Genomic DNA, 21,960 nt, shown 5'->3' on the forward strand with positions numbered 1-21,960 from the left:
AAAGGAGGCAGATATGACGATCTACAAATCCCGCATCATCACCGTGTCCATCGACCGGGACTGGCGCGAAGTCTATGACTTCGCCTCCATCCCTGAGAATTTCCAGCGCTGGGCGGCAGGCCTCGGCAGGCGCTTCGAAAGATCGGGCGAGGAATGGACCGCGGAGGACCCCGACGGCCGGCCCATCCGCATCCGCTTCTCCCGGCCGAACGAATACGGCGTCCTCGATCACATCGTCTTTGCCGATGACAAGGAAACCCGCAATGCGGTGCGCGTGGTTCCTAACGGGACCGGCGCGGAGGTCATGTTCGTGCTGTTGAGGACGCCGGACATGACGGAGGAGATATTCGCTGCCGACGCCGAGGCCGTGCAGCGCGACCTCAACAGCCTGAAGGCAATGCTCGAGCGCTGAGCATCCAAAAACCGCGAAAGGAGAAGATCATGGCCAAATCCAGCAACGACAAGCGCATCGATTATGTCGAGTTTTCCGTCGGCGACATCGCGCGCTCGCGCGACTTCTATGGAAAGGCGTTCGGCTGGTCCTTCAAGGACTACGGGCCGAGCTATTGCGAGTTCAACGACGGCCGCCTGACCGGCGGCTTCGCTCTGGGTGGCCAGGGCAAGGCGGCAGGCGGACCGCTGGTGATCCTTTATGCCGACAAGCTCGACGAGACCCAGCGCCATGTCGAGGAGGCCGGCGGAAAGATCGTCAAGCCCGCCTATTCCTTCCCGGGCGGCCGCCGCTTCCATTTCTCCGATCCGGACGGCTACGAGCTGGCCGTGTGGTCGGACAAGTGAAGAAGGTGAGGGGCGCCGAGCCGAGTCCGGTGCCTCTTCACATGGTTTGCGCGGGCCATCGGGACTTAATGCGGCTCTTGGCGCCAGGAGTGGAGATAACACCGGGCGAGCCACCGATTGCGCGGCAGGTGTCCCCGCGCTGAACTCCTTGGAGATGCCTGCCGCTGCTGTTGTAACAAATTGATCTCGCATCGTATAAGGCTGGCCTGAGGACCATCGCATACCGCACGGCGCATGACGGAACCGACACGAACGACAATACGGCAAAGGCTGTATGCTTTTTTGATTGCAGGCCTGGGCGGGCTGGCCGCATCGGCAATCTCGTTTTCAATGACGCTCTACGAAGCTGCCCATCCGCCAAAGGTGCCGGTTGTGCAGGCAGGCCAGCAAATCGATGCCGGTCGCTGGTTTGTGACCTTGCGAACGGCACGTGTCGGAACCGTGCCGCCGACAGGCGTTCCCCCATCGCGGCCCGTGCAGCTTGTGATGGTGGACATGGATGTGGTGAACCGTTCCGCCACCCCCAACAACGTGCTCCATCGCGTCGTCACGCTCAGCGCGCCGGCGCAAAAGCTGCCGATGCCAACGGGTTATCTCGATCGTGACAAGTATCTGGCGGGATATTTCAATCCCAACATGCCGGAACGCCTGACCATGGCCTGGGAGTGGCCGGCCGGTGTGCCCGTGCCCGACAAGGTGACGATCACCGTCACCGGCCAGATCTACAAGCTGCGTGACAATGTCTACGGCGCAAGCGGGTGGTTCGACCGTGATCCGGTTGCGACGGTCGACCTGCCGGTGGAGAAGGCGCCATGATGCGCATGCTGCGTTCGGTGCTGGCGCTGCTGTTGGCTGCCGCCGTGCTCTACGGCATGCAGCACACGCGCCCGCTGTACAGCGACATTACATCGCCGATAGTCGCTTCGGGCGGGATGAACAAGCGTGTGGAGGCCCGCGCCTTCGCGCTTTCGCTTGACAGCGCCAGGGTGGCGCGTGTTCTCAACGTCGAGACCTTCGGCAAGTCAAAGACCTACACGAGTTCCGGCGTATGGGTTGTGGTCGAAGGCGAGGCCGAGGCGAAATTCGAGACCCTGGGACTCACATCGGGCGAGTGGCTGAGCCGCAGCGGCATCCGTTATGTCCTGACCGACCGCTTGTGGGCGACGATCGAAATGATGCCGGGCGATGTCTACCAGCCCGGGCTGCCACGCCGGGTCCTTCTGGTGTTCGAAGTGCCGGAGGATGCCGTCGCCGACGGCACCGTCGTGGTCGCACCCACAAAATTGCTGCCGCTCGACGACGAGATCCGCATCGCCACGAACATTTCGGGCAAAGACATCGAGCCGGCGATCACCATCCGCCGCAACGAAGAAAGGCCGCCATGGACAGTTCTCCCGCAAAGGTGACGTCAACGCGGCGAGGCTACTGGCTGAGCATGATGGCGCTGGTGGTCGCACTGCCTGCCGCGCTGGCCGTGCAGACGTGGGGAAGCATCAAGGACTGGCGCTCCCAACATCTGCGCCAGCCGCTATCTGCGAGCTTGGGACAGCCGGTCGATTATGCCGGCGCCAGCTGGACCGTGACACGCTTCACCAGACTGGCAGGCAGCGCGGGCAGCGCCGTCGTGCTTGCCGAATTCGAAGCTCTCGCTGCTGACCCGAAAGCGCTCGGCTCGGTTCCATGCGAGGTGCGGCTTTCCGATGGCAGCGGTCGCGAATGGCGGCCAACCCTGTTTGCCGATCCGGTGGTCAGGAAGCAATATCCGGAGGCCGAGCAACGGTCCCTGTGCGGCGGCATGGCATTCGCCGCGACGGAGCCCGGCAAACCGGCACGGATGGCTGCCAGTTTTTCGATCCCACCTGCGGCGAGCGGCCTCAGGCTGTCGATCGCCCTCTACTCGGCGCTGCCGAGTTATCTCAGCGTCAGCGAGCCGCGGACCTGACGCCATTCGCTTCGCCAGCCATGGCGACCGCGGTCTCGAGCACGGCTGCAAGCAGCGCGACCCGGACCGGATCGAGCAGGATTCCTCCGTCGAGGTCGCTAGGGCTGCCGATGAACAGGCTGATGGCATCGGCGAAGATCTGCCAGGTCCCGAGATCGTGCGCTCCGATCAGCCTGGTCAGGCCATACCATGTCCAGGCGCCGGCCCACGAGATCGCCTGATAGGCGATGACGAAGGTGACAAGCGTGGCCAGGCCGGCACTGAGCGTCAGCTTGACGCAAGTCCAGACCGGCGAATAGCGGCTGCGGTAACCGTCAACGAAGTGAGACGCGAAATCCTTCAGCCACTTCTGCCAGGAGGTCGCTCGGGATGGCGCAGGACCGGGAGCGGCCGGCGCGGAAAGCTCATAGCCGTTGATGATCGCCGCCATCACCAGCCAGACAATCGGCAGCAACGCGAAAAAGAATAGATTCTGAAGCTGCTCGCCGAAGGGAAGCGGCCGGAATTCCACTGGAACGAACTGGCCGGCCGCGGCCGCCTGACTTACCGGCGCAAGCAAATCGAGGCTGAGTTGTTGCAGAGCGGCGCCTGCGCCAAGCCAGCGGATGAACTGGTCCTTCCATACGCCGAGCGCGTAGAGGCCGATGAAGACCCAGGTTGCGTCCGTCGCCACGATCAGCAACCGCCAGTAGGGGTGAGACGCCCGCGCATTCAGTCGCTTGGCGGCAAAACGCACCAGCCAGCATATGACGATCGACAGTGCCACGCCGCTCGACTGAAGAATGGCGAAGATGTCGACGCTCTTGCCGAAATCGGCCTGGGCGAGCGCCATGCGCGAATATTCGCGAACCGTATCGCCAAGAAAACCCCAGGCGGCATAATAGGCGAAGAACGGCAGGATCGCAGCGGCGGTAATCGCCAAGACCGGCTCGCGCTTTGTTTCGTCCACTTCCTTTTTGGCTTTTTGCCTCAGTGCCGCCACCGCCGGCATATGCGGCCGAAGCACCACGAACATCATGACCAGCACCGTCAGCTTGGCGAGGACCACCAGCGACAGCATGACCATTCCGCCCAGCGGGAATTGGAGGCCGATCGTCACGGCGCCCTGAAGCAGCAGACCACGAGCGATCATACCCAGGCAGCCGACAAGCAATAGCTGCGGCCAGCACTGGACAAGCAACCTCGCGGTTAAGGCAAGCGGCCGATATATGTCCCCAATTGCCGTGGTCATCGCGTCGGCTTCGTGCTCCGATCCTGGATTTTGTTTCACCAAACGGTCCGCCTTCAGACCGTTGCGATCAAATTGAAACCACCTGGGGTTGAATACGATCGGAGGTATCGCAAGTTCACCTGATCCGCCTTGCAGGTGATGGCAGCTGCGGTTCAATCACGGCATTCGGTGTCCGTCAAATCCGTTCATAGCGCGACCATGCTCGGCCAAGTTGTTTCCGGGCGATCGGGGATCCCCGTCATCTTCCAAATCAATTCATCAATTCGCCAAAACCCTTTGGAATCACGTAGAAATCGAACCTGGCTCTTAACTGCGTTGAGTTATCGCCATCCCCCATGCGCAGTCAATAGCTTGTGCTTTTCGAAGATCGCCAGTTTCTGCGGATAAGTGATCCGCACCTTGGCGTTGCACCCGTCGCACTTGAAGTGGGCGATCGTTTTCAGCGCAGAGCCCTTCCTTACCGCCGGATGCGAGCAATCCGGACAAGCGAATGTGAGGGCAACATCAGACAGGTTTTCGGCCAAACCCATTTCCATCTCCTTCGCAAGCGCTGTGGCTACACTCTGGCGAGACTCAAAAGGCAATTAAGATGCCAATCCGGCTGTCCCAAAGCGGGACAAGAACGATTCGTCTCGGAAAGCCGCCAAGCTAGCGCGCCTGTTCTGCGCCCTTTGAACGACGAAGCGACCTGACCTCCTCCAGCAGTTCGTGCTCACTGGTCGTAATGTTTCGGAAGATTGCGACAATCATCACCGCCAAGGCTTCGGCATCCCGGCTCAAGGGGTCGATGTGTTCATCTGCGCAAACCTGATCGTACACGCGTTCACAAATAGCCAGATCGTGAGGGCTGAGGCGGGTGCGATTGAAACGCCGGTGCGGCATTGCGAACCTTCGAGGCTCGCTGCCCGTGCAAAAGAAGCGGGCCTTTGCACAAACGCGAACCGTCGAGTGGTTGTTCCCGGCTGCAAGCTTCTGTTGCACCGACCACCGGCAGGATCCGCATCTCGCCTCCACGCAATTACGCCAACGTGCGTCGTGGGATGGCGTATAAATCCGTCTGTGGTCGTCATTTGACGACTGTTCAAAGCGGTATCCGTTGAGCATTCTCAGCGCCAAGCGCGGGGGCGGAGATGTTTTTCAAACAGAATCCACAGAATTCAATGGATCATCTAACAGACGATCCCATTATCCGCTGCGATATCGCAGATCGGGTATTAAAGGCCGCCGAGAGCGATGGGAATCTGCCGATTGCGTGGCGCGTGTACAGATCGCCGCAAGTTGCGGAAAAAACCCGTCAAACCCGCGCGTCTCCTGGTCCAATGCATGTTGCCCAAAAGCATGCCCTCGGGGCCGGACACGAGGGTGCGCAGCCAAGCGGCCGGCGCCGCTTGGGGGGCGTGGGGTAAGGACGCTCGACGGCGCCGGCCAGGCGGATTGGGGGTCCGCCGCCGTTGGATAGTACCGATTTTGGCAAATCAAGTAATTCCGTTATCGCGGAATGTCACGAGCCGGTCGACAACGCTCAGTCCTTTGCATCGTCATCGTCTTGCACAGAGCCATCGTTTTCATCTGCCTGGCTTTCAAACCCGGCCAACTGCCGGTCGGCCACTTCTTTGGCGAGGCCCACCAGGGCGTCGACCTCTTGCATCTGGTCCACATGACCGCGATTGGCGACATGTTTGCGGATCCTCTTCAGTTGGTCGGAGGTTCGTCGCAACGTTTGCGCGATTGACAGCTTCTTGGCCACGCCTGCATCTCCTGCATCCCAACCAACCATCCAGACGAGCAAGCGTTCCGGCTGGAAGGCTTTTGCGGCAAAAAAGTCGATACTCCATCGACCGGCTCGATACAGCCCTCGCAACTGCGACAGGCGGTCGTGGCATCAAAGGTGCGCCGCAATGGGTCAACATGTCTGGCACCGCAATTGCATGGGCATTGATGGGGGGCGAGTGGGGGGCCCCGCCGCTTCGCAAATGGAGTGGCGGGGCTTTTTTGCGTTCTTCATTGGCAAGTGCTCAATGATGCAGCAACTCGCCAAAGATGATGCCTCTGGTGTGCTTGTTGGTTCTAATCCTGGAAGTCCGCGCCTTCCATTGAGCAAGTTCGAGTGGCCCGGCAGCTCTACTGGGGGACTGTCAGCAGGCCGCCGGGCCAAGACCAGCGGGCTTAAGAGGAGGCGCTGTGCTGGCTGAGCAAAATCTGCGCTCAAGACAACGCAATAGCATCATTCGAACGAACACTTCCGTCCATCCAGATCTCGTTGTTTTTGATGCCGGCTTCGACGCAGGGCAGGTGAGGGGCGGGCGCCGCTGACCTCTTAGTCGTCTGCGACGCCAAGGCCCGCTTTCCTTAGCGAGCCCAGGAACAACTCGACATCTTGCGGACGGGCCAACCGCGCCGAAACCACCTGGCGCATGTTCTTCACCAAATCAGGTTGATTTTGGTTCAGCCATGCGACCTCGCGATCAGCCGCGATTTTGTAGCCTCCCTCACCGAAAACGGCAGCGGCAAGCAAATGATAGATCGGATTCGACGGAAATGGCGATTTGTTGATCCACATAGCTGCCTGAGGATAATCCCCGCTGAAATACGAGCAAAGGGCCAGATCCACGTCATAGTAACCTGGCCCTGGGTTCTTCTGACGCGCCTCCGCTATCAACTGGCATCCGTCATGCCAATTTCCAGAAACCGCCAGGCGCTCTCCATATTCGCCCATAAACTCGGTGTCGTTCGGGTTGATGGTCAAAGTCTGCTTGCCCACTTTCAATGCGGCATCGATCTCCTTGTGGAAATAGAGCGCAACCATTTCCGCCTGGCGTCCCCGGATGTTGACAGGATCAAGCCCCACAGATCGCCTTGCCGCCGCCAAGGCGCGATCGAGCGCAGCGGCGGACTCAGCGGGGTTGGCTGAAAACTCGAATCGGTAGTCATCTATGTAGATCAGCGAGAGAAGACCCCAAGCGGTGGCGTAGGTCGGAAAGCGGTCCACCGCCTTCTCAAGGCACGCGCGTACCGATGACCGGCTTTCTGCATCGACACCGACCCGATATGCGTAAAAAGAAAGCGTGCAAGAGTAGGCGGCCCAATCGTCGGGCGGATTGACGACGTGGAGATTGGCGTCTGCCTGGAAGATGACGCCATATGCCTGGGCCAGGCTCGATGACACATTACGCGCGATGTCCGTCTGGACTTCCACAAGCTGCGCCACTTTCAGCCCGCCATCATAGCTTTCTGCCCACAGAACCGAGTTGTCCGCCCGGTTGAGCAGCCGGACCCGAAGCCGGAAGGCATCGGTCGACAGGTTCACGCTTCCGGCCAGGACAAATCGTGCCGGCGAGATCGATGGATCCTCCCCCTTTGCGGCCGACTCCACGACCACGATATCCTTGAATTTGGAAAGCTGGCTGACGACTTCCTGCCTCAATCCACTCGCGATGGCCTTGGAGGCTTCCGTTCCTGAAAGGTCGTCAAACGTCTCGACCAGCAGTCGCGGGATCTCAGGCGAAGTCGGGCGAACGTCGCTCCTCGCCAATCCCAATGCCAGAACAGCCAGTGCCGCGATGATTGCCGCAAGAGCCACCGTCAGCCATGATGCCTTCATCCATCGAGCAGGGGGCGGGACTTTCTCTGCTCGGTTGACCGGCAAGGCCGGCTCAATGGTCTCGAGGGGCGATCGCACCGAGAACGTTGGAACGTAACCGCCTTTCGGGATCGTGATGAGAATAGGATCGTCGTGTCCGGCAGTCAGGTAGTATCGTTCGAGCCCGCGCCGGAGGTGGCCAGCCTCGATGCGGACAATCGGATCCGTCTGCGGGTCGAAGGACATGTCACGGCCGAACACTTCGACTGCGATCGAATAGGCCTTGATCCGATCACCGCGACCCGCCAGCGTCTCCTCCACCACATGGCTGAGGAAGCGGCGCTCGCGACCGGTTGCATCGAAGTCCGCGCTGTTGAGTATCCGGGCAAGCTGGGCACGACAATCCTCTGGAGCGAGCCCATGTTCCCTCCCTATGGCTGGTTCGGCCCGGATCACCTTGGTTTCCCTCACCTGACGTTCTGGGGGTACTACTCCCAGTTATATTTCATTTTTCGCCGGCTACCCCGCTGCGTAATTTATATCCGCGAGAGCCTGTTCTTGCAATACTAGTAGTCTGAACGGATAACGCTGGGACGACGGCAACGGTTTGCGCAATGCGCCGGCGGATGACACACGAATCAAAGAGTTAGGCGGCCTCACCGGCAGCGCGGTTTGAATTTGCGATTTACAGGCTTGTGCCCGACCGAGCTCGGTATGGATGTCCAGAAATTACCCTGTTGCCCACGTAACTTACATTCCTCAGCCGCCTCCCTGCGATAGGCTAGGGTGGTTTCGGAAGAACACGAATTTGCGCCATGAGGATGGACGACGAACCGGCTGATAGACAAAGAGCGGTCTCGACTGCGGTTCGTCGGTTCCCGCTATTTGAATTGGCGATCCATCGGCTGATGGGCCGAAGTGAGGGCTTTCAGGATATGTGCGAGGAACTTGCTGAGGCGGAGCTGGCACTCTTGAGGATCGACAAGGTGCCGCCGGCATTGCGCGAGTCCAGACGAGCCGAATGGCAGGAACTGGTGGATCGGTTGGTTGGGGAGGTCGGAGCCGTGCTGCGCGCGGATGCCGCCCGGAAACCGCATGTCATTCCTTGGCCGCCACGCCAGAACTAAGCGGAGGCTGGCTTGGAATTTCTGTCTGGCAATCGACCTCCACCAAACTATAGCAGCCGTGCTCCCGGCACTGCTTGTCGTCACGGTAAGCCCCGATAGCGGACCCGAGGGGCTCGATTCCGCACGGGACTGCTGTTCCCGAAGTAGGCCCGGCACTGTCCGTCCGTGACCGCACGAACAAATGCACCGCTGTCGACATGAAAGACGATCGGAAACCGATATCCATTAGCTGAGCGGCACGAATAGAGATATGTTGTCACTGCGGGTGCAAGACGATCGCATCGGACATGAAGTAAAGGACGGAACTGGAGGGGACTTCGATATGGGAATCATCCGAGCTCTCGTGTTGGTTTCGGCTGGAACAGCGGCAGCGCTGTTTGCGGTGCCGGCGATCGCTGCTGACGCTGCGACGCAGCTTCCTGAGGCCGCACCCGTGCCTGCTGAAGCCGCGCCAGCCTGGACCTTCACCGCAGAGCCCTATTTCTGGATGGCAGGCATGAAGGGCAGGGTCGGCGTCAGGGGCCTGTCGCCGGTCGATATCGACGTCGATTTCGGCCAGATCTTTGACCACATCGATTGGTCTCCCCCGCCGGTCATGCTTGCCGGTGAGGCGCGCAATGGCCGCTACGCTCTGTTCACCGACTTCATCTACCTGGGCCTCGAGGCCGACGGCACGTCGCCCGGCCCGTTGGCTCTTTTTTCGGCCGAAGCGAACATGAACACGGTGGTGTGGACCTTCGGCGGCTCCTATCGGGTCTTCGACAATGGCACCGCGACCTTGGACGTTCTGGCCGGCGGACGGCTTTGGCACCTCGATGCGGATCTGACCGTTACTGGCCCTCTCGCCGTAAGAGAGGCCAGCGGCAGCCAGACCTGGGTCGACCCCATTATTGGCGTGGCCGGCGACGTTGCTCTCGGCAACGGATTCGGACTCCATGGCGAGGCCGATATCGGTGGCTTCGGCCTTGGCGCCGACCTCGATTGGCAAGTGCAGGGCACGCTTCAATACCGGTACAGTGATTCGGTCACGCTGGAAGCGGGCTATCGCTACCTTGCCGTGGACTACGACGACGACGGATTTGTGTTTGACATAGCAATGCAGGGACCAATCATCGGCGCCAGATTTCGGTTCTGATTGGATCTGAGCCTGGGATGACTTCGAACGGGAGAAGAGTTTGGGAAACTGTTTCGTGAGTCTGTCCAAAGTCAGGCGGATCAGTAACGTTTTGTTGGCGTCGGCGTTGGTTGGCCTGCTGTGGGGGTGCGCCTCCCGTCCGACGAATGTGCTGCTGCCCGTGGCCGATACCTCTCCTTCCTCAAGCAAGGTGGAGATGCTGGTCACAACGACACGCAGTCGTTCCTCCAATCCGGCACAAATGTATACGGGCGAGCGCGGACTGGCCCCCTCGTTCGCGGAAATCACGGTTTCGATCCCTCCGCCTTCGGTCCGCAAGGTTGGAGAGGTCGCATGGCCCAAGAAGCTGCCATCAAACCCGGCGACCGATTTTGCCGTCGTGCAGGCCCAGGAATTGACGCTCGAGACAGCGAAGGGGTGGCTTAGCGCCTCTGTCAGGAAGAGCCCGGATCACAGCGTCCTCGTCTTCATTCACGGATTCAACAATCGCTTTGAAGACGCGGTCTATCGTTTTGCGCAGATCGCGAAGGACACGGACACGCAGAGCGTCCCGATCCTGGTCACATGGCCCTCCCGAGGCAGTGCGCTGGCTTATGGCTACGATCGCGAAAGCACCAACTACACGCGAAATGCGCTTGAACTGCTGTTCCAATATCTTGCACGCGATCCCCAGATAAAGGAAGTTTCGATCCTCGCCCATTCGATGGGCAACTGGCTTGCGTTGGAAGGCTTGCGCCAGATGGCCATCCGCAATGGCGGCCTTCCGGCGAAGTTCAAGAACGTCATGCTGGCCGCGCCAGACGTCGACGTCGATGTTTTTCGCACTCAGATTGCCGACATGGGCAAACAGCACCCGCAGTTCACCCTCTTTGTCTCGCAGGACGATCGCGCGCTCAAAGTTTCGCGACGGGTCTGGGGCGATATCCCCCGGCTCGGATCGATTGATCCGGAACAAGCTCCATACAAGGAAGATCTCGCCAGCAACAACATAACCGTCATCGATCTGACGAAAGTCAAATCCGGCGATCCTTTGCATCACGGCAAGTTCGCCTCGTCACCGCAGGTCGTGCAACTGATTGGGGCGCGTATGGCCGGCGGCCAGACGTTGACCGACAACAGGATAGGCCTCGGCGACACGATCATTCACGCAACGACCGGTGTGGCGGCAGCGGCGGGCAGCGCAGCAGGGTTGGTGATTGCGGCACCTGTTGCAGCCGTCGATCAAAACAGCAGAGAAAATTTGGGCAATCACATCGGCGCCTTGACGGGGTCCCAGGCCAGCCGGAAATCGAGTGCCGGCAAGGAATGCGTTGGCTCCGCCACAAAAGGTTGCAAGAAGTAGGCCCTCGGTTGGCTTGCGCGGAGTAATTTCGAGGTTGGCGCACGACTCCTCACACGCTCAGCTGCGGCTTTGTTGTTGCCCTGTTACGTGCTTGCCCACGTAAATTACATTCCGCCCCGGATTTTTGGGCCTACCATCCATGCAGAGCGAAAGAAGTAGTCGTCGAGGTATCACACTCGAATGGCTCTGATGCGAGTTGCTGTCGTCCTGGACCGAACCATGGATGCGACGGCAGGGGGCGCAGGAAAACGTATGATATTGCTCAGGGAGCCTCTGCTGCATTTTGCTGTCATCGGTGCGATCCTGTTTGGCGGCTATTCCTGGCTGAACGACAGGCAAACCGAAGCGACAGCCGCCGAGCCGATCCGGCTCGGTGAAGGCGACGTGCGCTGGCTCAAGCAGACTTGGTCGAGCCAATGGCTGCGTGAGCCAACCGCCGATGAGCTCAAGGGTCTCGTCGACGATCTGCTAAATGAGAAAGTGATGGCGCGCGAAGCGCAGGAGATGGGCCTTGAGCAGGACGACACCATCATCCGCCGCCGCCTGGCGCAAAAGCTGAAATTCCTTGTCGAGGACACCGCCCAGCTTGCCGAGCCGACCGAAGCGGAACTGCGGCAGTTCCATGCCGCCAACCCTGCACACTTCGAAACGCCCGGAAAACTTTCGTTCCGGCAGGTCTACTTCAACCCGGAGCATCGCAACGATGCCGCGGCGGACGCGACCGCCGCGCTGGGTGCGCTGTCAGCGAATACAGAGGACGGTTCGACCGCGGGCGACCGGCTGCTGTTCGGCGACAGCTTCGCCGATACCGACGAGTTGGCACTGTCCGGAATGTTCGGTGCGGATTTTGCGCGCGCGGTGTTTGCACTCGAAGCCGGCCGATGGCAGGGGCCGATGAAATCCGGCTATGGCTTTCATCTGGTGCTCGTCACGCAGCGTACAGCGACCACCCTGAAGCCCTTCGGGACGGTCAGGGATGCGGTCCTTTCTGAGTGGCGCTCTGCGAAGCAGACCGAGCTCAGCCGCGATTATCTGATCGCGTTGCGCAACAAGTATGGCGTCGAGCTGGACGACACCACGAAAGCGGTATTGGGGCCCGAGCCCGCACCGAAAGTGGCCACGCAATGAACCCGCTGACCAAATGGTCTGCACTCGTCCGAGGTGCCCGCGCCGCGACGGAGTGCGTTCGGCTGGTCGTGCTGACAGCGGCCATCGCCATGCTGTTCTCGCAGGTTGCCTCGGCGCACGAGGTGCGCCCAGCCTACCTCAGCGTTCAGGAAGAAGCGCCGAACGCGTTCAGCGTGCTGTTCAAGACACCGATGCAGGGTGACGCGCGTCTGGCGCTGTCGGCAGCATTCTCGGGCAAGGTCGAGAACCTCACGCCGGTCGTCTCGCGCCCGACCGGCGACGCAATGGTGCAGACCTGGCAGATGCGCGCGGTCGAGCCGTTGGAAGGCCAGGTAGTATCGATTGACGGCCTGCAAAACACGATGACCGATGCGCTCGTGCGCATCGAGTTCGCCAGCGGCGACGTGTGGATCGAGCGGCTGACGCCCGGCGCCCCGGAAGCGACGATCCCTGCAACTCCAAGCCGCTGGTTTACGGCCGCCACTTATTTCAAACTTGGCGTCGAGCACATCCTGTCAGGCTTCGATCATCTGCTTTTCGTGCTTGCCCTGCTCATCATCACCGAGGGCTCGTGGCGGCTCGTCAAGACGGTCACCGCCTTTACCGTTGCGCACAGCATCACGCTGGCGCTGGCGACGCTCGGCTTTGTTAACGTACCCTCGCCGCCGGTCGAGGCGGTGATTGCGTTGTCGATCGCGTTCGTCGCAGTCGAGATCGTCCACGTACGGCAGGGGCGCAGAAGTTTCGCCGCTCGAGCACCCTGGCTGGTAGCATTTGCATTCGGGCTTCTCCATGGCTTCGGTTTTGCCGGCGCCCTTAGCGAGATTGGACTGCCGGCGGGACAGATTCCCGTTGCGCTACTGTTCTTCAACCTCGGAGTGGAAGTCGGACAGCTTGTTTTTGTCGGAGCCGTACTTGCGCTGGTCGCACTGATCCGGGTCCGCAGGCGATCGCTGCCGGCCTGGCTGGATCTCGTGCCGCCATACGCTATCGGCACGATTGCAATGTTCTGGGTGATCGAACGTGTGGCGACCTTTTGAGATTGTCGGGAAGGGCGGCATATGAACACCTCGCGCAGGGATCGGCGAACCGGGCTGACAAGCGCAGCACTGGCATCGCTGATGTGCATGATTGCCGCGGCGTTCCTACTGACCGCGACGCCGGCGCATGCCTGTGTGCTCTGTATGTCCTATCCCAAGGTGACGAATGCCGACCAGGTCGTCGGGAGCGGCACGGCGGTCTTCGCGCGCGAGAATCCGGCAAGACCTTTCTCCTACGCAGTGCTGGAAACATTCAAGGGACGCTACGACGGCAGCGCCATCCCTCTGTTCCTCGATTCGACGACGGCCCGCGCCCTCCAGCTGTATCCGGCTCTCCAGGTTATTCTTGTCCAGAACGGCCCCGGCGGGGCCTGGAGGGCGCTTGGCATGGCGGGGCGCGAGTATCAAAGTGTAATGCGCCAGGTGGCGCAATGGGACAAGAGCTCGAAGACGCTGGCCGAACGCGCGGTGTTCTTCGCCACTTACCTCCGGCACGAAGATCGCAGGCTCGCCGAACTGGCCTTCCTCGAGGTCGCGCGCGCGCCCTACGCAACGCTGCGCGATCTCAAAACAAGAGTTGCGCGTGACGACATTTATCGAATCGTCAACGACTTGTTTCATGTCGAATGGCATGGGCTTTACATCCTCATGCTCGGCATGTCGGACCGCCCGGAAGACATCGCCTTCGTTCGCGGAAAACTGAGGACCGCGGCGGAGTATGGGCTGACGGTCAACCTCGGTGCCTACGCCACTGCACTCATCGAAATGACGGGCGCGGACGGGGTGACCCAGCTCGCGGAAGAATACTTCGTCGAGCCCGGCCGAAGTCATGCTGAGCTGCTCGAAATCGTGAGAGCATTGTCGGTACAGGGGACGGGCGGGGCAGTCGAACTGCGGTCAGCGATCATCGAAGCTTACGGTCGCCTGCTCGCGCATCACCCCGAGCTTGCCGGGAATGTCGCAAATGACCTGTCCGATTGGAAAGTGCTTCGTTTCGTGCCCCGGCTGCGTGAAATTCTGAATGCGGGCGTTGGCCTGGACGACGCATCGCATTTCGCGATCGCTATGTACGTTTCAAGCGCTGATGAAGGCGGGAGTTCCAAGGCCGTGTTCACGCGGTCCAGTGGTCCCCGATGAGCAGTTTTCCAGGGAATGATTGGCTTGGCATGCACCAAACAGTTGGAGGAGGACTATGATGAGACCGTTCGGACTTTTGCAGTTTGTTTCAGTCGCCGCTCTTGTAGCTGCAAGCCTGACAGGCGCGCTGCCCGCTGCAGCGCAGGATACCCTGCTGGATTCCGGTTCCTTGGACAAGGGAACCGCCGACCAGCTCTATCCGGCCAAACGGCCCTATTCTCCCTGGGCCGGGCGCAACTTCCCGACGAGGCCGCTGTTCGGCGATACCCACACCCACACATCCTTCTCCTTCGATGCCGGCGCCTTCGGTGCGCGCCTTGGACCGCGCGATGCCTATCGCTTCGGCAAAGGTGAGGAGGTGATGGCATCCTCCGGGCAATTGGTGAAACTGTCGCGGCCGCTCGATTTCCTGGTCGTCACCGACCATTCCGACAATATGGGCTTCTTCAACGACCTGTTGGCCGGCAAGCCTGATATCGTGGCGGACCCCAAGGGACGACGGTGGTACGACATGATCCAGTCCGGCCAGGGCGCCGCTGCCGCGATCGAGCTCATCAATGCTTTCGGTGCAGGGGAGCTCACCGGGCCGCTGCTTTATTCGCCCGACTCCGCCCCCTATCGCTCGGCATGGCAGGAGACTATCGACGCGGCGGAGGAGGCGAACGATCCAGGCCGCTTCATTGGCTACGAGTGGACATCCAACACGAGCGGCAACAACCTGCATCGCAACGTCATTTTCCGCGACAATGGCGATCTCGCCCGCCAGATCGTGCCTTTCACCGTGCTCGCACCGGGCAGCGACAATCCGCGCGACCTATGGAAGTGGATGGCGGCCTATGAGGAGAAAACCGGCGGCGACGTGCTCGCCATCGCCCATAATGGCAACCTTTCCAATGGCCGCATGTTCCCGATGATCGAGCCGGGCGTCGACAAGTCAATAGACCGCGAATATGCGGAGACGCGCGCCAAGTGGGAGCGTCTCTACGAGGCGACACAGATCAAGGGCGACGGCGAAACGCACCCCTTCCTGTCGCCAAATGACGAATTCGCCAACTTCGAGCGCTGGGACAAGGGCAATCTCGACCTGACCGTCGTAAAGACGCCCGATATGCTGGAGTTCGAATATGCGCGCTCGGCCCTGAAGAACGGGCTCAAGCTGGAGCAGGAACTCGGGGTGAACCCCTACAAGTTCGGCATGGTCGGCTCGACCGACGCGCATACCGGGCTTGCCGCTGTCGAGGAGGACAATTTTTTCGGCAAGACATCCAGCAGCGAGCCGGGGCCGGGCCGCGCCACACACCCGTTCGTCAAGACCGAGAAGGCGACCATTATGGGCTGGGAGCAGACCGCTTCCGGCTACGCGGCGGTCTGGGCGACCGAGAACACCCGCGAGGCGATCTTCGACGCGATGGCACGCCGGGAGACTTATGCCACGACCGGATCGCGGATGCTGGTTCGCCTGTTTGGCGGCTTCGATTTCGTCGCCGCGGATGCCGATACCCGTAGTCCGGCGCTGGCCGGCTATACCAAGGGCGTGCCGATGGGCGGCGATCTCACAGCCGCGCCGGAAGGCAAGGCGCCGACCTTCCTAGTTGCAGCGCTGAAGGATCCGATCGGCGCAAACCTCGATCGCTACCAGATCGTCAAGGGATGGCTCGATGCTGCGGGCGAAGTGCAGGAAAAGGTCTATGACGTTGCGTGGTCGGGCGACCGCAAGCCGGGCGCTGACGGCAAGGTGCCTTCGGTCGGGAGCACTGTCGATGTCGCCGACGCCACCTGGACCAACACGATAGGCGCGCCGGAACTGGTCGCCGTCTGGGTTGATCCCGAGTTCGATCCGGCCCAGCGGGCGTTCTATTACGGCCGCGTGCTGGAAATCCCGACGCCGCGCTGGACGGCCTACGACGCCAAATATTTCGGTGTAAAAATGCCGCCGGAAGCGACGATGGAGATGCAGGAGCGCGCGTACACCTCGCCGATCTGGTACAATCCGGCTGGCTAAAGGAAACGCCGGATTTTGCTTGGCTGGTGTTGGGGCAGGCGGATCGTGCGCCGCCTGCCAAGACAAGACAAGAAGGCTCAAACACGGCTTTGGTTCAAATGATGGCTTGGCTTCGAGAGCAGCTTTCGCGCCAGGCGACCTTGTTAATCTTGCGACATTGTCATCCGTGACCGACGCTGTGATCTCCGCGAAGGCCGACGTCATCCCGCGTCCCGCCGAACATCTTGCCTGGCCCTGGAGGCTCTCGCCGCCAGTTGTCGCGACGGCTCTCGCCCTGAATTCTTTGCTGATAGAGCGGACATTTCGGCGTGCAGAGCGCACACATTTGCGGGGATCCAACTCCAATGCGTGCCGGGCGATGGCCAGGGCACGACCGACCGCCGACGACGAGGCGGAGGCAGCCGGAAAGCGTGAATCGGACTTCGTCGATGGTGATTTGAGCCAGCAGGGCCCAGGCAGTCGCATAGTTAGGAAATCGCCCGACCATCCAAGGCAAACGCGTGCTCCAGCGCTGGCCTTGGGAATGAGGCCCACCGGTATGCCGTCCGCGATCCGGTGGACTTGGGCACGACAGTCTTTCCGTGCAGGGGATTGAACTTCCTTACTGCAGAGGCATCCGCCCGGATCACCGTACCCTCGCGTGTTGAGGTTTTCGACCGCCCGCGCCTCGTTTTTTCGTCAATTACGGGTTGGTCCACGTAATTTACATACTGCGGCTGGCACGGCACGAATGCCGAGCCTAAGTTGCTTTGAATAACGTGGCGCAATGCCAGCGAGTATCGGCCAAAAGGCAAGAAAAGCATTTTCAGCGCAGCGCGTCGGTTCCCGATCCGTCGGTTGATGGACCGGACGCTTCTGTTCCCGAAAAAATGAGAAGACCGGCCGCCCCGCGGCCTGAACCGCTGTGAAGGATGAAAAGCCATGAAACACTACCTGAAATTGGCCGGCTCTACTGCGACCGCTGCACGCACGACGAGACTGCTTTGCGCCACCGCCGCGGCGGTACTGATCGGCATGAGCACCGCTTCCGCCGAAGCGCCGAAGATGAAAATGACGACGCCGATACCGGATTCCATCGTCACGCCGGAAAGTGTGGACACCAGGATTGGCAAACTGAATTTTTTCGATGGCTTCCCGGATGACGCCACTTCGGAGAAGATCTACGACAATCTCGATTTCATGCGCGGCGTCGATGCTTTTCTCAACGCCATGCCTGGTGCATCCGTCGAAGCTATGCGGGTTGGATTTGCCAGCCAGGGAGCCGACAACAACCAGACCATCCTGGTCTTCGAAAACCTGGCGGACTCGCATTCGCTGTTCCTGACGGCCAACACCGAAAGCATCTACAATCTCATGTGGCTGGACACCAAGGCTGGCCCGCTGGTCATCGAGACACCGCCCAATATCCTGGGCATGATCGACAACCACTGGTTCCAATATGTCGGCGATGTCGGCAATGCCGGACCGGACAAGGGCAAGGGCGGAAAATACCTGCTTTTGCCGCCGGGTTACCAAGGCGAGATACCCGAAGGCTATTTCGTGTTTAAGACGTCAACCTACGGAAACCTGTTCTTCTGGCGCGGCTTCCTCGAGAACGGCAGCACCGCCACTGCTGTCGAAAACACCAGGAAATTCGCCAAGGTTTATCCTCTTTCGGAAGCTGACAACCCGCCGCCGATGAAGATCATCAATTCTTCCGGCAAGGAGTTCAACACCATCCATGCCAATGATTTTCATTTCTACGAGGAAGTGAACGACATCGTCCAGTACGAGCCGGAGGAGTCCTATCACCCGGAAGTGTTGGGACAACTCGCCGCCATCGGCATCGTAAAAGGCAAACCCTTCGCGCCGGACGAGCGGATGAAAAAGATCCTCACCGAAGCCGTAGCCGTCGGCAACGCGACGGCGCGCACCATCACCTTCAAGACCCGCATGAAGGATGCCTACTACTATCCGGACAGTGCCTGGTTCACCGGCTTTGTCGGCGGCAGCTACGAGTTCCTTCTGCAGCCCGGCGTTCGCTATCTGGATGCCCGTGTCCTGTTCCACTACTATGCGACGGGCATCACGCCGGCCATGGCGATAAAGCGCGTCGGCATCGGTTCGCAGTACGCAGGCGCCACGACCGACAAGGACGGCAAGCCGTTCGATGGCGGCAAGACCTATAAGGTGCATCTGCCGCCAAACATTCCGGCAAAGAATTTCTGGTCGTTCGTCTTGTATGACAATCAGACGCGTTCGATGCTGCAGACGGACCAGCAATTCCCTAGCATCGGCAGCGACAAGAAAGACATTGTGATCAACGCGGACTCCTCGGTCGATGTCTGGTTCGGCCCGACGGCGCCGGAAGGCAATGAGGCCAACTGGATCCAGACAGTCCCCGGCAAGGGCTGGAACGTTCTTCTTCGCCTCTATGGTCCGCTGCAGCCGTGGTTCGACAAGACCTGGAAGCCGGGCGAGATCGAACTGGTGCAGCAATAGAGCTGGTTAACGCGGGCCGGCCCGCGGACGCCGGCACCGCGCCGGTGCTTATGCCGATGTCCGGCAAATGCAGGCAATCGAAACATGAAGCGCTGGATAAACCGTATCACGGAAGGCAGGTCACTCGCGAAGAAACCCGGAGGAGCCCTGATCGCTTCAGCCCTTGTCACCGTGGCGTCGCCGCAATTGGCGGCAGCGGATGTCACGGAACCGGAACTGAAATCGATCTCGATCCCGGACAAGGTCGACACTTCGATCGGCACGCTGGAGTTCTTCGACCGCATACCAATCGGCAACCCGTCCAGGCGGTTTACGACAACCTCGACAGAATGCGTGCCACCGACGTCTTTCTGGACAACCTCGGCGCCGTGTCGATTAACGCCACTCTCGACGGATTTGCCAAGGAAGGCGCGGACTCGCCGAACAAGATCGCCGTATTCGAGCAGTTGATGGATTCGGCAACCCTGTCGTGACGGCGAACACGTCGACCCTTTATGCGCATTCGGGGGCGGATCTCGCCAATGACGGCCCGACGGTCATCGAAGTGAAGTACCGCCTGGATGCTCGGCTCTCTCGATGATTCATGGCAGAGATTTGTGTCGGCAATATCGGCGTCACCGGTCGGACAAGGGCAAGGGCGGAAGGTACCTTGTGCTGCCGCCGGGCTATGACGGAGATGTGCCTGATGGATATTTCGTGCTGAAGCCCCCGACCAACAGAAACTTCCTGTTCCTGCGCGGCTTTATCAAGGACGGCCTGGAGCCGGTCTGCCAGTCGCGCTTCAGCCTACACGGTCAACATCGATGCCTTTCTCAGAAAGGTCAGGCCGAGTTCGGATGACGTGGACAGACCGCGCAGCTCTATGGCGTGTCCCTCACCGCCTCCAAGGGGGCCTTGCTCTTTTTCAGGGTTTGGGTTGCCTGATGAGCAGCCGCCGCAGTCTCCCCGCCACCCTCGACGTGAACGGTGGGAACCGCGATCTTGATACCGTTTTCCGCGAATGCCGCCTTGATCATCATGAGTGCGCGCCGCTTGATGCCGAATTGGGTCCCGGGCTTCGTCATCAACTTCATCCTCAGAACGATCGCATAGTCCCCGAAACTGTCGATGCCCTGCATCTTGAGCGGTTCGATCGTGTCGGGCGCAAATTCAGGATCGGCTGCCAGTTCCTGGCCGATCTTCTTGATGAGCTTGCGCGCCAGATCCACGTCGGAATCGTAGGTAACGTTGATCATCATCTTGTCGAGCACCCAATCCCTGCTCATGTTCTGGACCGCCCCGAGCTCACCGAATGGGACGGTGTAGACGGGGCCGCGATGATGCCGCAGACGCACCGAACGCAGGCTGAAGGATTCGACCGTGCCTTTGTAGCTGCCGCTCTGGATGTATTCACCGACCCGGAAGGCGTCGTCCATCATGTAGAAGACGCCGCTCAGCACATCTTTGACCAGGGTCTGCGAGCCGAAGCCGATGGCGACGCCGAAAATTCCGGCACCCGCAATCAGCGGCGCAATCTGCACGCCGAGCCCAGCGAGGACGGTCAGAATGGTGACGGCGACTATGAACACGGCAAGGGCGTTGCGAAAAATCGGCAACAGCGTGCGAAGCCGGCCGCTGCGAGCCAGTTCATCGGCGCTGCTCCCATCCGTCGGCGCGAGGTTCATCCGATATTCGATCAATGCCTTCGACAGTTGCCAAAGCATGTCGGCGATGAGCAAAATGATGATGCCGTTGAGCAGCCCGGCTATCAGGAAGCCGCCGGTCTCGCTGCCGGCGAAAGTTGCGGCCCTGAGCCGCCAGATATAGGCGAGCCATGCGACCGCCGCGGCAATGACCGCCGCCCTGGCGCCCCTGACAATGAGCACGTTGAATACGACCATCGCGCCGCTGCGCTTCGACCTGCCGGCGAAGGCCTGTGCCGCGGCGCCGACCCCGCGCAAGGCTGTCGGCAGCACCAGGGCGAAAATCCCAAGCCACAGGACGCCGAGCAGGCCGGCGACCCAAGCCCCCCAGAGCACGATCAGGAACAAGGTGAGAAACGATTGCTTGACCAGAGAACCTCGCACGTCGGGCCGGTGCCAGACGACGTCGATTGCGGTTGCCAGAATGCCAAGCCCGAACAGGAAGGCGGCGAGCTCTGCAGCCTCGGGAGAGAAGCCCAGGCCAGGCATGAGGCTGGCAATCGCCCAGCCGAACAACAGGAACCCGGCCACAAGGCTGACTCGCCACCGCCAGAAACGGGTCGAAGCTTCGCTTTCGAAAAGCGGAGTCGGCCTGTCCGAGGGAGCGCTCGTCGCACCGCCGAACGCAAACAGCAATCGGGCTGCCGCGCGAACGATACGGAACGCTATGAACGCAAGAAGCAGGGTCAGAATGATCCTGCGGAGCAGGGGTGGCCATCCGAGTGCCAAGAACGAACCGGCGCTGGCGAGCGCAAAAGTCAGCAGGGCGACAGTCTCGAAGAGGATCGCTTGTCCGGCGTCTTCCTGAGCAACCGCGCTCCTCGTCCTGGCGAGCGCTCGTCGCACCGCCCACTCGGCTCCGAAACCGACCGCGATCAAGACCGCCAGGATGCCCATGACCAGCCCTGGCCTGCCGGAGTTCACGTCACGCGAGACAATTTTGGCGGCGCGCGACAGTTCTTCCGGCAGGCGCGGGATCGCGGCGCCGAGCGCACCGATACGGGCACGAATACCCGCCTCCAAGCTCAAGATGTCCTCGGAAATGGACAGGCCGGGCTCGTCCGTGGCCGCTGGAATCTTTCCCTCGAGCCACGCCTTTAGTTGCGGATCGGACAAAAGCTCGAGGAACTGCTTTGCCTTTTCGGGCGGAAGGTCTGGGGAGGGCTGTTGAGCTAGCGAAGTTCCCTGCAAGAGCGCTAGCAAGAGCACGACGATAACTGGCAAGAACCCGAGCCGTAGCTTGTAATTCATGAGTGCCTCGAGTTTTGAATGCCGCAGCTGCACATATTGGCTCCTCGCCCTTTTATGGGCAACTGTTCTGGCTGCATGCTACGT

General features: G+C 60.6%; 21 protein-coding genes. 15 read left to right on the forward strand and 6 right to left on the reverse strand.

All coding sequences use genetic code 11. From position 1 onward, the window contains the following. Positions 1-13 precede the first annotated feature (13 nt). From AC0L3O_RS24825 to AC0L3O_RS24845, 5 genes are all read left to right on the forward strand, one after another. Positions 14-412 (forward strand): hypothetical protein, encoded by a 399-nt coding sequence (locus AC0L3O_RS24825; RefSeq protein WP_023801830.1) that lies wholly within the window; start codon positions 14-16, stop codon positions 410-412. A gap of 29 nt (positions 413-441) precedes the next feature. Beyond that, positions 442-798 (forward strand): VOC family protein, encoded by a 357-nt coding sequence (locus tag AC0L3O_RS24830; RefSeq protein ID WP_023801829.1) that lies wholly within the window; start codon positions 442-444, stop codon positions 796-798. Positions 799-1,080: 282 nt separating this feature from the next. Continuing rightward, the gene (locus tag AC0L3O_RS24835; protein ID WP_051407909.1) at positions 1,081-1,614 is read left to right on the forward strand and encodes a hypothetical protein; all 534 of its coding nucleotides are present in this window, start codon (positions 1,081-1,083) and stop codon (positions 1,612-1,614) included. Further along, a complete protein-coding gene (locus tag AC0L3O_RS24840) occupies positions 1,611-2,204 on the forward strand; it encodes a hypothetical protein (RefSeq protein WP_051407908.1) in 594 nt (197 codons plus the stop codon). Before AC0L3O_RS24835 ends, AC0L3O_RS24840 begins: the two co-directional genes overlap by 4 nt. Beyond that, a complete protein-coding gene (locus tag AC0L3O_RS24845) occupies positions 2,180-2,740 on the forward strand; it encodes a hypothetical protein (protein WP_473616883.1) in 561 nt (186 codons plus the stop codon). The genes AC0L3O_RS24840 and AC0L3O_RS24845 overlap by 25 nt, the downstream gene beginning before the upstream one ends. Here the strand turns inward: AC0L3O_RS24845 and AC0L3O_RS24850 are convergent. The 5 genes from AC0L3O_RS24850 to AC0L3O_RS24870 all read right to left on the reverse strand — a co-directional run bounded on the left by AC0L3O_RS24850 (position 2,721) and on the right by AC0L3O_RS24870 (position 8,007). Further along, positions 2,721-3,872: a hypothetical protein gene (locus AC0L3O_RS24850; RefSeq protein ID WP_473616884.1), complete on the reverse strand. Its 1,152-nt coding sequence runs from the start codon at positions 3,870-3,872 to the stop codon at positions 2,721-2,723. The two genes, AC0L3O_RS24845 and AC0L3O_RS24850, sit on opposite strands and share 20 nt — an antisense overlap. Before the next feature lie 419 nt (positions 3,873-4,291). Next, positions 4,292-4,501: a hypothetical protein gene (locus AC0L3O_RS24855; RefSeq protein WP_287342587.1), complete on the reverse strand. Its 210-nt coding sequence runs from the start codon at positions 4,499-4,501 to the stop codon at positions 4,292-4,294. Between the two features lie 118 nt (positions 4,502-4,619). Continuing rightward, positions 4,620-4,853, reverse strand: coding sequence for a hypothetical protein (locus AC0L3O_RS24860; RefSeq protein ID WP_128184257.1), 234 nt, complete (start codon positions 4,851-4,853; stop codon positions 4,620-4,622). A gap of 640 nt (positions 4,854-5,493) precedes the next feature. Continuing rightward, positions 5,494-5,718, reverse strand: coding sequence for a hypothetical protein (locus AC0L3O_RS24865; protein WP_473616886.1), 225 nt, complete (start codon positions 5,716-5,718; stop codon positions 5,494-5,496). A gap of 570 nt (positions 5,719-6,288) precedes the next feature. Further along, the gene (locus AC0L3O_RS24870; protein WP_128172549.1) at positions 6,289-8,007 is read right to left on the reverse strand and encodes a hypothetical protein; all 1,719 of its coding nucleotides are present in this window, start codon (positions 8,005-8,007) and stop codon (positions 6,289-6,291) included. A gap of 365 nt (positions 8,008-8,372) precedes the next feature. Here AC0L3O_RS24870 and AC0L3O_RS24875 point away from each other — a divergent pair, with 365 nt between their 5' ends. The 10 genes from AC0L3O_RS24875 (at position 8,373) to AC0L3O_RS24920 (ending at position 19,783) form a co-directional block, all read left to right on the forward strand. Continuing rightward, positions 8,373-8,678 carry a hypothetical protein gene (locus AC0L3O_RS24875; RefSeq protein WP_287342588.1) on the forward strand — a complete coding sequence of 102 codons (306 nt, stop codon included), beginning with the start codon at positions 8,373-8,375 and terminating at the stop codon, positions 8,676-8,678. Positions 8,679-9,000: 322 nt separating this feature from the next. Further along, positions 9,001-9,813: a porin family protein gene (locus AC0L3O_RS24880; protein ID WP_287342590.1), complete on the forward strand. Its 813-nt coding sequence runs from the start codon at positions 9,001-9,003 to the stop codon at positions 9,811-9,813. Positions 9,814-9,868: 55 nt separating this feature from the next. Beyond that, a complete protein-coding gene (locus AC0L3O_RS24885) occupies positions 9,869-11,155 on the forward strand; it encodes an alpha/beta hydrolase (protein ID WP_287342592.1) in 1,287 nt (428 codons plus the stop codon). 219 nt (positions 11,156-11,374) lie between these two features. Next, positions 11,375-12,283, forward strand: coding sequence for a peptidyl-prolyl cis-trans isomerase (locus tag AC0L3O_RS24890; RefSeq protein ID WP_287342594.1), 909 nt, complete (start codon positions 11,375-11,377; stop codon positions 12,281-12,283). Beyond that, complete coding sequence (locus AC0L3O_RS24895; protein WP_473616888.1) at positions 12,280-13,323, forward strand: HupE/UreJ family protein; 1,044 nt, start codon at positions 12,280-12,282, stop codon at positions 13,321-13,323. The genes AC0L3O_RS24890 and AC0L3O_RS24895 overlap by 4 nt, the downstream gene beginning before the upstream one ends. 21 nt (positions 13,324-13,344) lie before the next feature. Beyond that, on the forward strand, positions 13,345-14,460 hold the full coding sequence (locus tag AC0L3O_RS24900; RefSeq protein ID WP_287342596.1) for a hypothetical protein: 1,116 nt from the start codon (positions 13,345-13,347) through the stop codon (positions 14,458-14,460). A 58-nt stretch (positions 14,461-14,518) separates the two neighbouring features. Further along, positions 14,519-16,462, forward strand: a complete 1,944-nt coding sequence (locus AC0L3O_RS24905; protein WP_473616909.1) for a DUF3604 domain-containing protein — start codon at positions 14,519-14,521, stop codon at positions 16,460-16,462. A gap of 921 nt (positions 16,463-17,383) precedes the next feature. Beyond that, positions 17,384-18,943, forward strand: a complete 1,560-nt coding sequence (locus tag AC0L3O_RS24910) for a DUF1254 domain-containing protein (protein WP_473616889.1) — start codon at positions 17,384-17,386, stop codon at positions 18,941-18,943. 50 nt (positions 18,944-18,993) lie between these two features. Continuing rightward, positions 18,994-19,416 carry a hypothetical protein gene (locus AC0L3O_RS24915; RefSeq protein WP_473616890.1) on the forward strand — a complete coding sequence of 141 codons (423 nt, stop codon included), beginning with the start codon at positions 18,994-18,996 and terminating at the stop codon, positions 19,414-19,416. Between the two features lie 103 nt (positions 19,417-19,519). Continuing rightward, complete coding sequence (locus AC0L3O_RS24920; RefSeq protein WP_287342601.1) at positions 19,520-19,783, forward strand: DUF1254 domain-containing protein; 264 nt, start codon at positions 19,520-19,522, stop codon at positions 19,781-19,783. A gap of 20 nt (positions 19,784-19,803) precedes the next feature. Here AC0L3O_RS24920 and AC0L3O_RS24925 read toward each other — a convergent pair whose 3' ends face one another. After that, the gene (locus AC0L3O_RS24925) at positions 19,804-21,876 is read right to left on the reverse strand and encodes a mechanosensitive ion channel domain-containing protein (RefSeq protein WP_473616892.1); all 2,073 of its coding nucleotides are present in this window, start codon (positions 21,874-21,876) and stop codon (positions 19,804-19,806) included. Positions 21,877-21,960: the final 84 nt, after the last annotated feature.

Source organism: Mesorhizobium sp. WSM4810, assembly GCF_055811235.1.

Bases quoted from the DNA above. Each gene is read 5' to 3' on its own strand.
- AC0L3O_RS24850 (WP_473616884.1), bottom strand. From the start codon at position 3,872: ATGATCGCTCGTGGTCTGCTGCTTCAGGGCGCCGTGACGATCGGCCTC.
- AC0L3O_RS24905 (WP_473616909.1), top strand. From the start codon at position 14,519: ATGAGACCGTTCGGACTTTTGCAGTTTGTTTCAGTCGCCGCTCTTGTA.
- AC0L3O_RS24880 (WP_287342590.1), top strand. From the start codon at position 9,001: ATGGGAATCATCCGAGCTCTCGTGTTGGTTTCGGCTGGAACAGCGGCA.
- AC0L3O_RS24910 (WP_473616889.1), top strand. From the start codon at position 17,384: ATGAAACACTACCTGAAATTGGCCGGCTCTACTGCGACCGCTGCACGC.
- AC0L3O_RS24920 (WP_287342601.1), top strand. From the start codon at position 19,520: ATGATTCATGGCAGAGATTTGTGTCGGCAATATCGGCGTCACCGGTCG.
- AC0L3O_RS24915 (WP_473616890.1), top strand. From the start codon at position 18,994: ATGCCGATGTCCGGCAAATGCAGGCAATCGAAACATGAAGCGCTGGAT.
- AC0L3O_RS24895 (WP_473616888.1), top strand. From the start codon at position 12,280: ATGAACCCGCTGACCAAATGGTCTGCACTCGTCCGAGGTGCCCGCGCC.
- AC0L3O_RS24830 (WP_023801829.1), top strand. From the start codon at position 442: ATGGCCAAATCCAGCAACGACAAGCGCATCGATTATGTCGAGTTTTCC.
- AC0L3O_RS24900 (WP_287342596.1), top strand. From the start codon at position 13,345: ATGAACACCTCGCGCAGGGATCGGCGAACCGGGCTGACAAGCGCAGCA.
- AC0L3O_RS24875 (WP_287342588.1), top strand. From the start codon at position 8,373: ATGGACGACGAACCGGCTGATAGACAAAGAGCGGTCTCGACTGCGGTT.
- AC0L3O_RS24825 (WP_023801830.1), top strand. From the start codon at position 14: ATGACGATCTACAAATCCCGCATCATCACCGTGTCCATCGACCGGGAC.
- AC0L3O_RS24845 (WP_473616883.1), top strand. From the start codon at position 2,180: ATGGACAGTTCTCCCGCAAAGGTGACGTCAACGCGGCGAGGCTACTGG.
- AC0L3O_RS24925 (WP_473616892.1), bottom strand. From the start codon at position 21,876: ATGAATTACAAGCTACGGCTCGGGTTCTTGCCAGTTATCGTCGTGCTC.
- AC0L3O_RS24840 (WP_051407908.1), top strand. From the start codon at position 1,611: ATGATGCGCATGCTGCGTTCGGTGCTGGCGCTGCTGTTGGCTGCCGCC.
- AC0L3O_RS24855 (WP_287342587.1), bottom strand. From the start codon at position 4,501: ATGGGTTTGGCCGAAAACCTGTCTGATGTTGCCCTCACATTCGCTTGT.
- AC0L3O_RS24860 (WP_128184257.1), bottom strand. From the start codon at position 4,853: ATGCCGCACCGGCGTTTCAATCGCACCCGCCTCAGCCCTCACGATCTG.
- AC0L3O_RS24890 (WP_287342594.1), top strand. From the start codon at position 11,375: ATGGATGCGACGGCAGGGGGCGCAGGAAAACGTATGATATTGCTCAGG.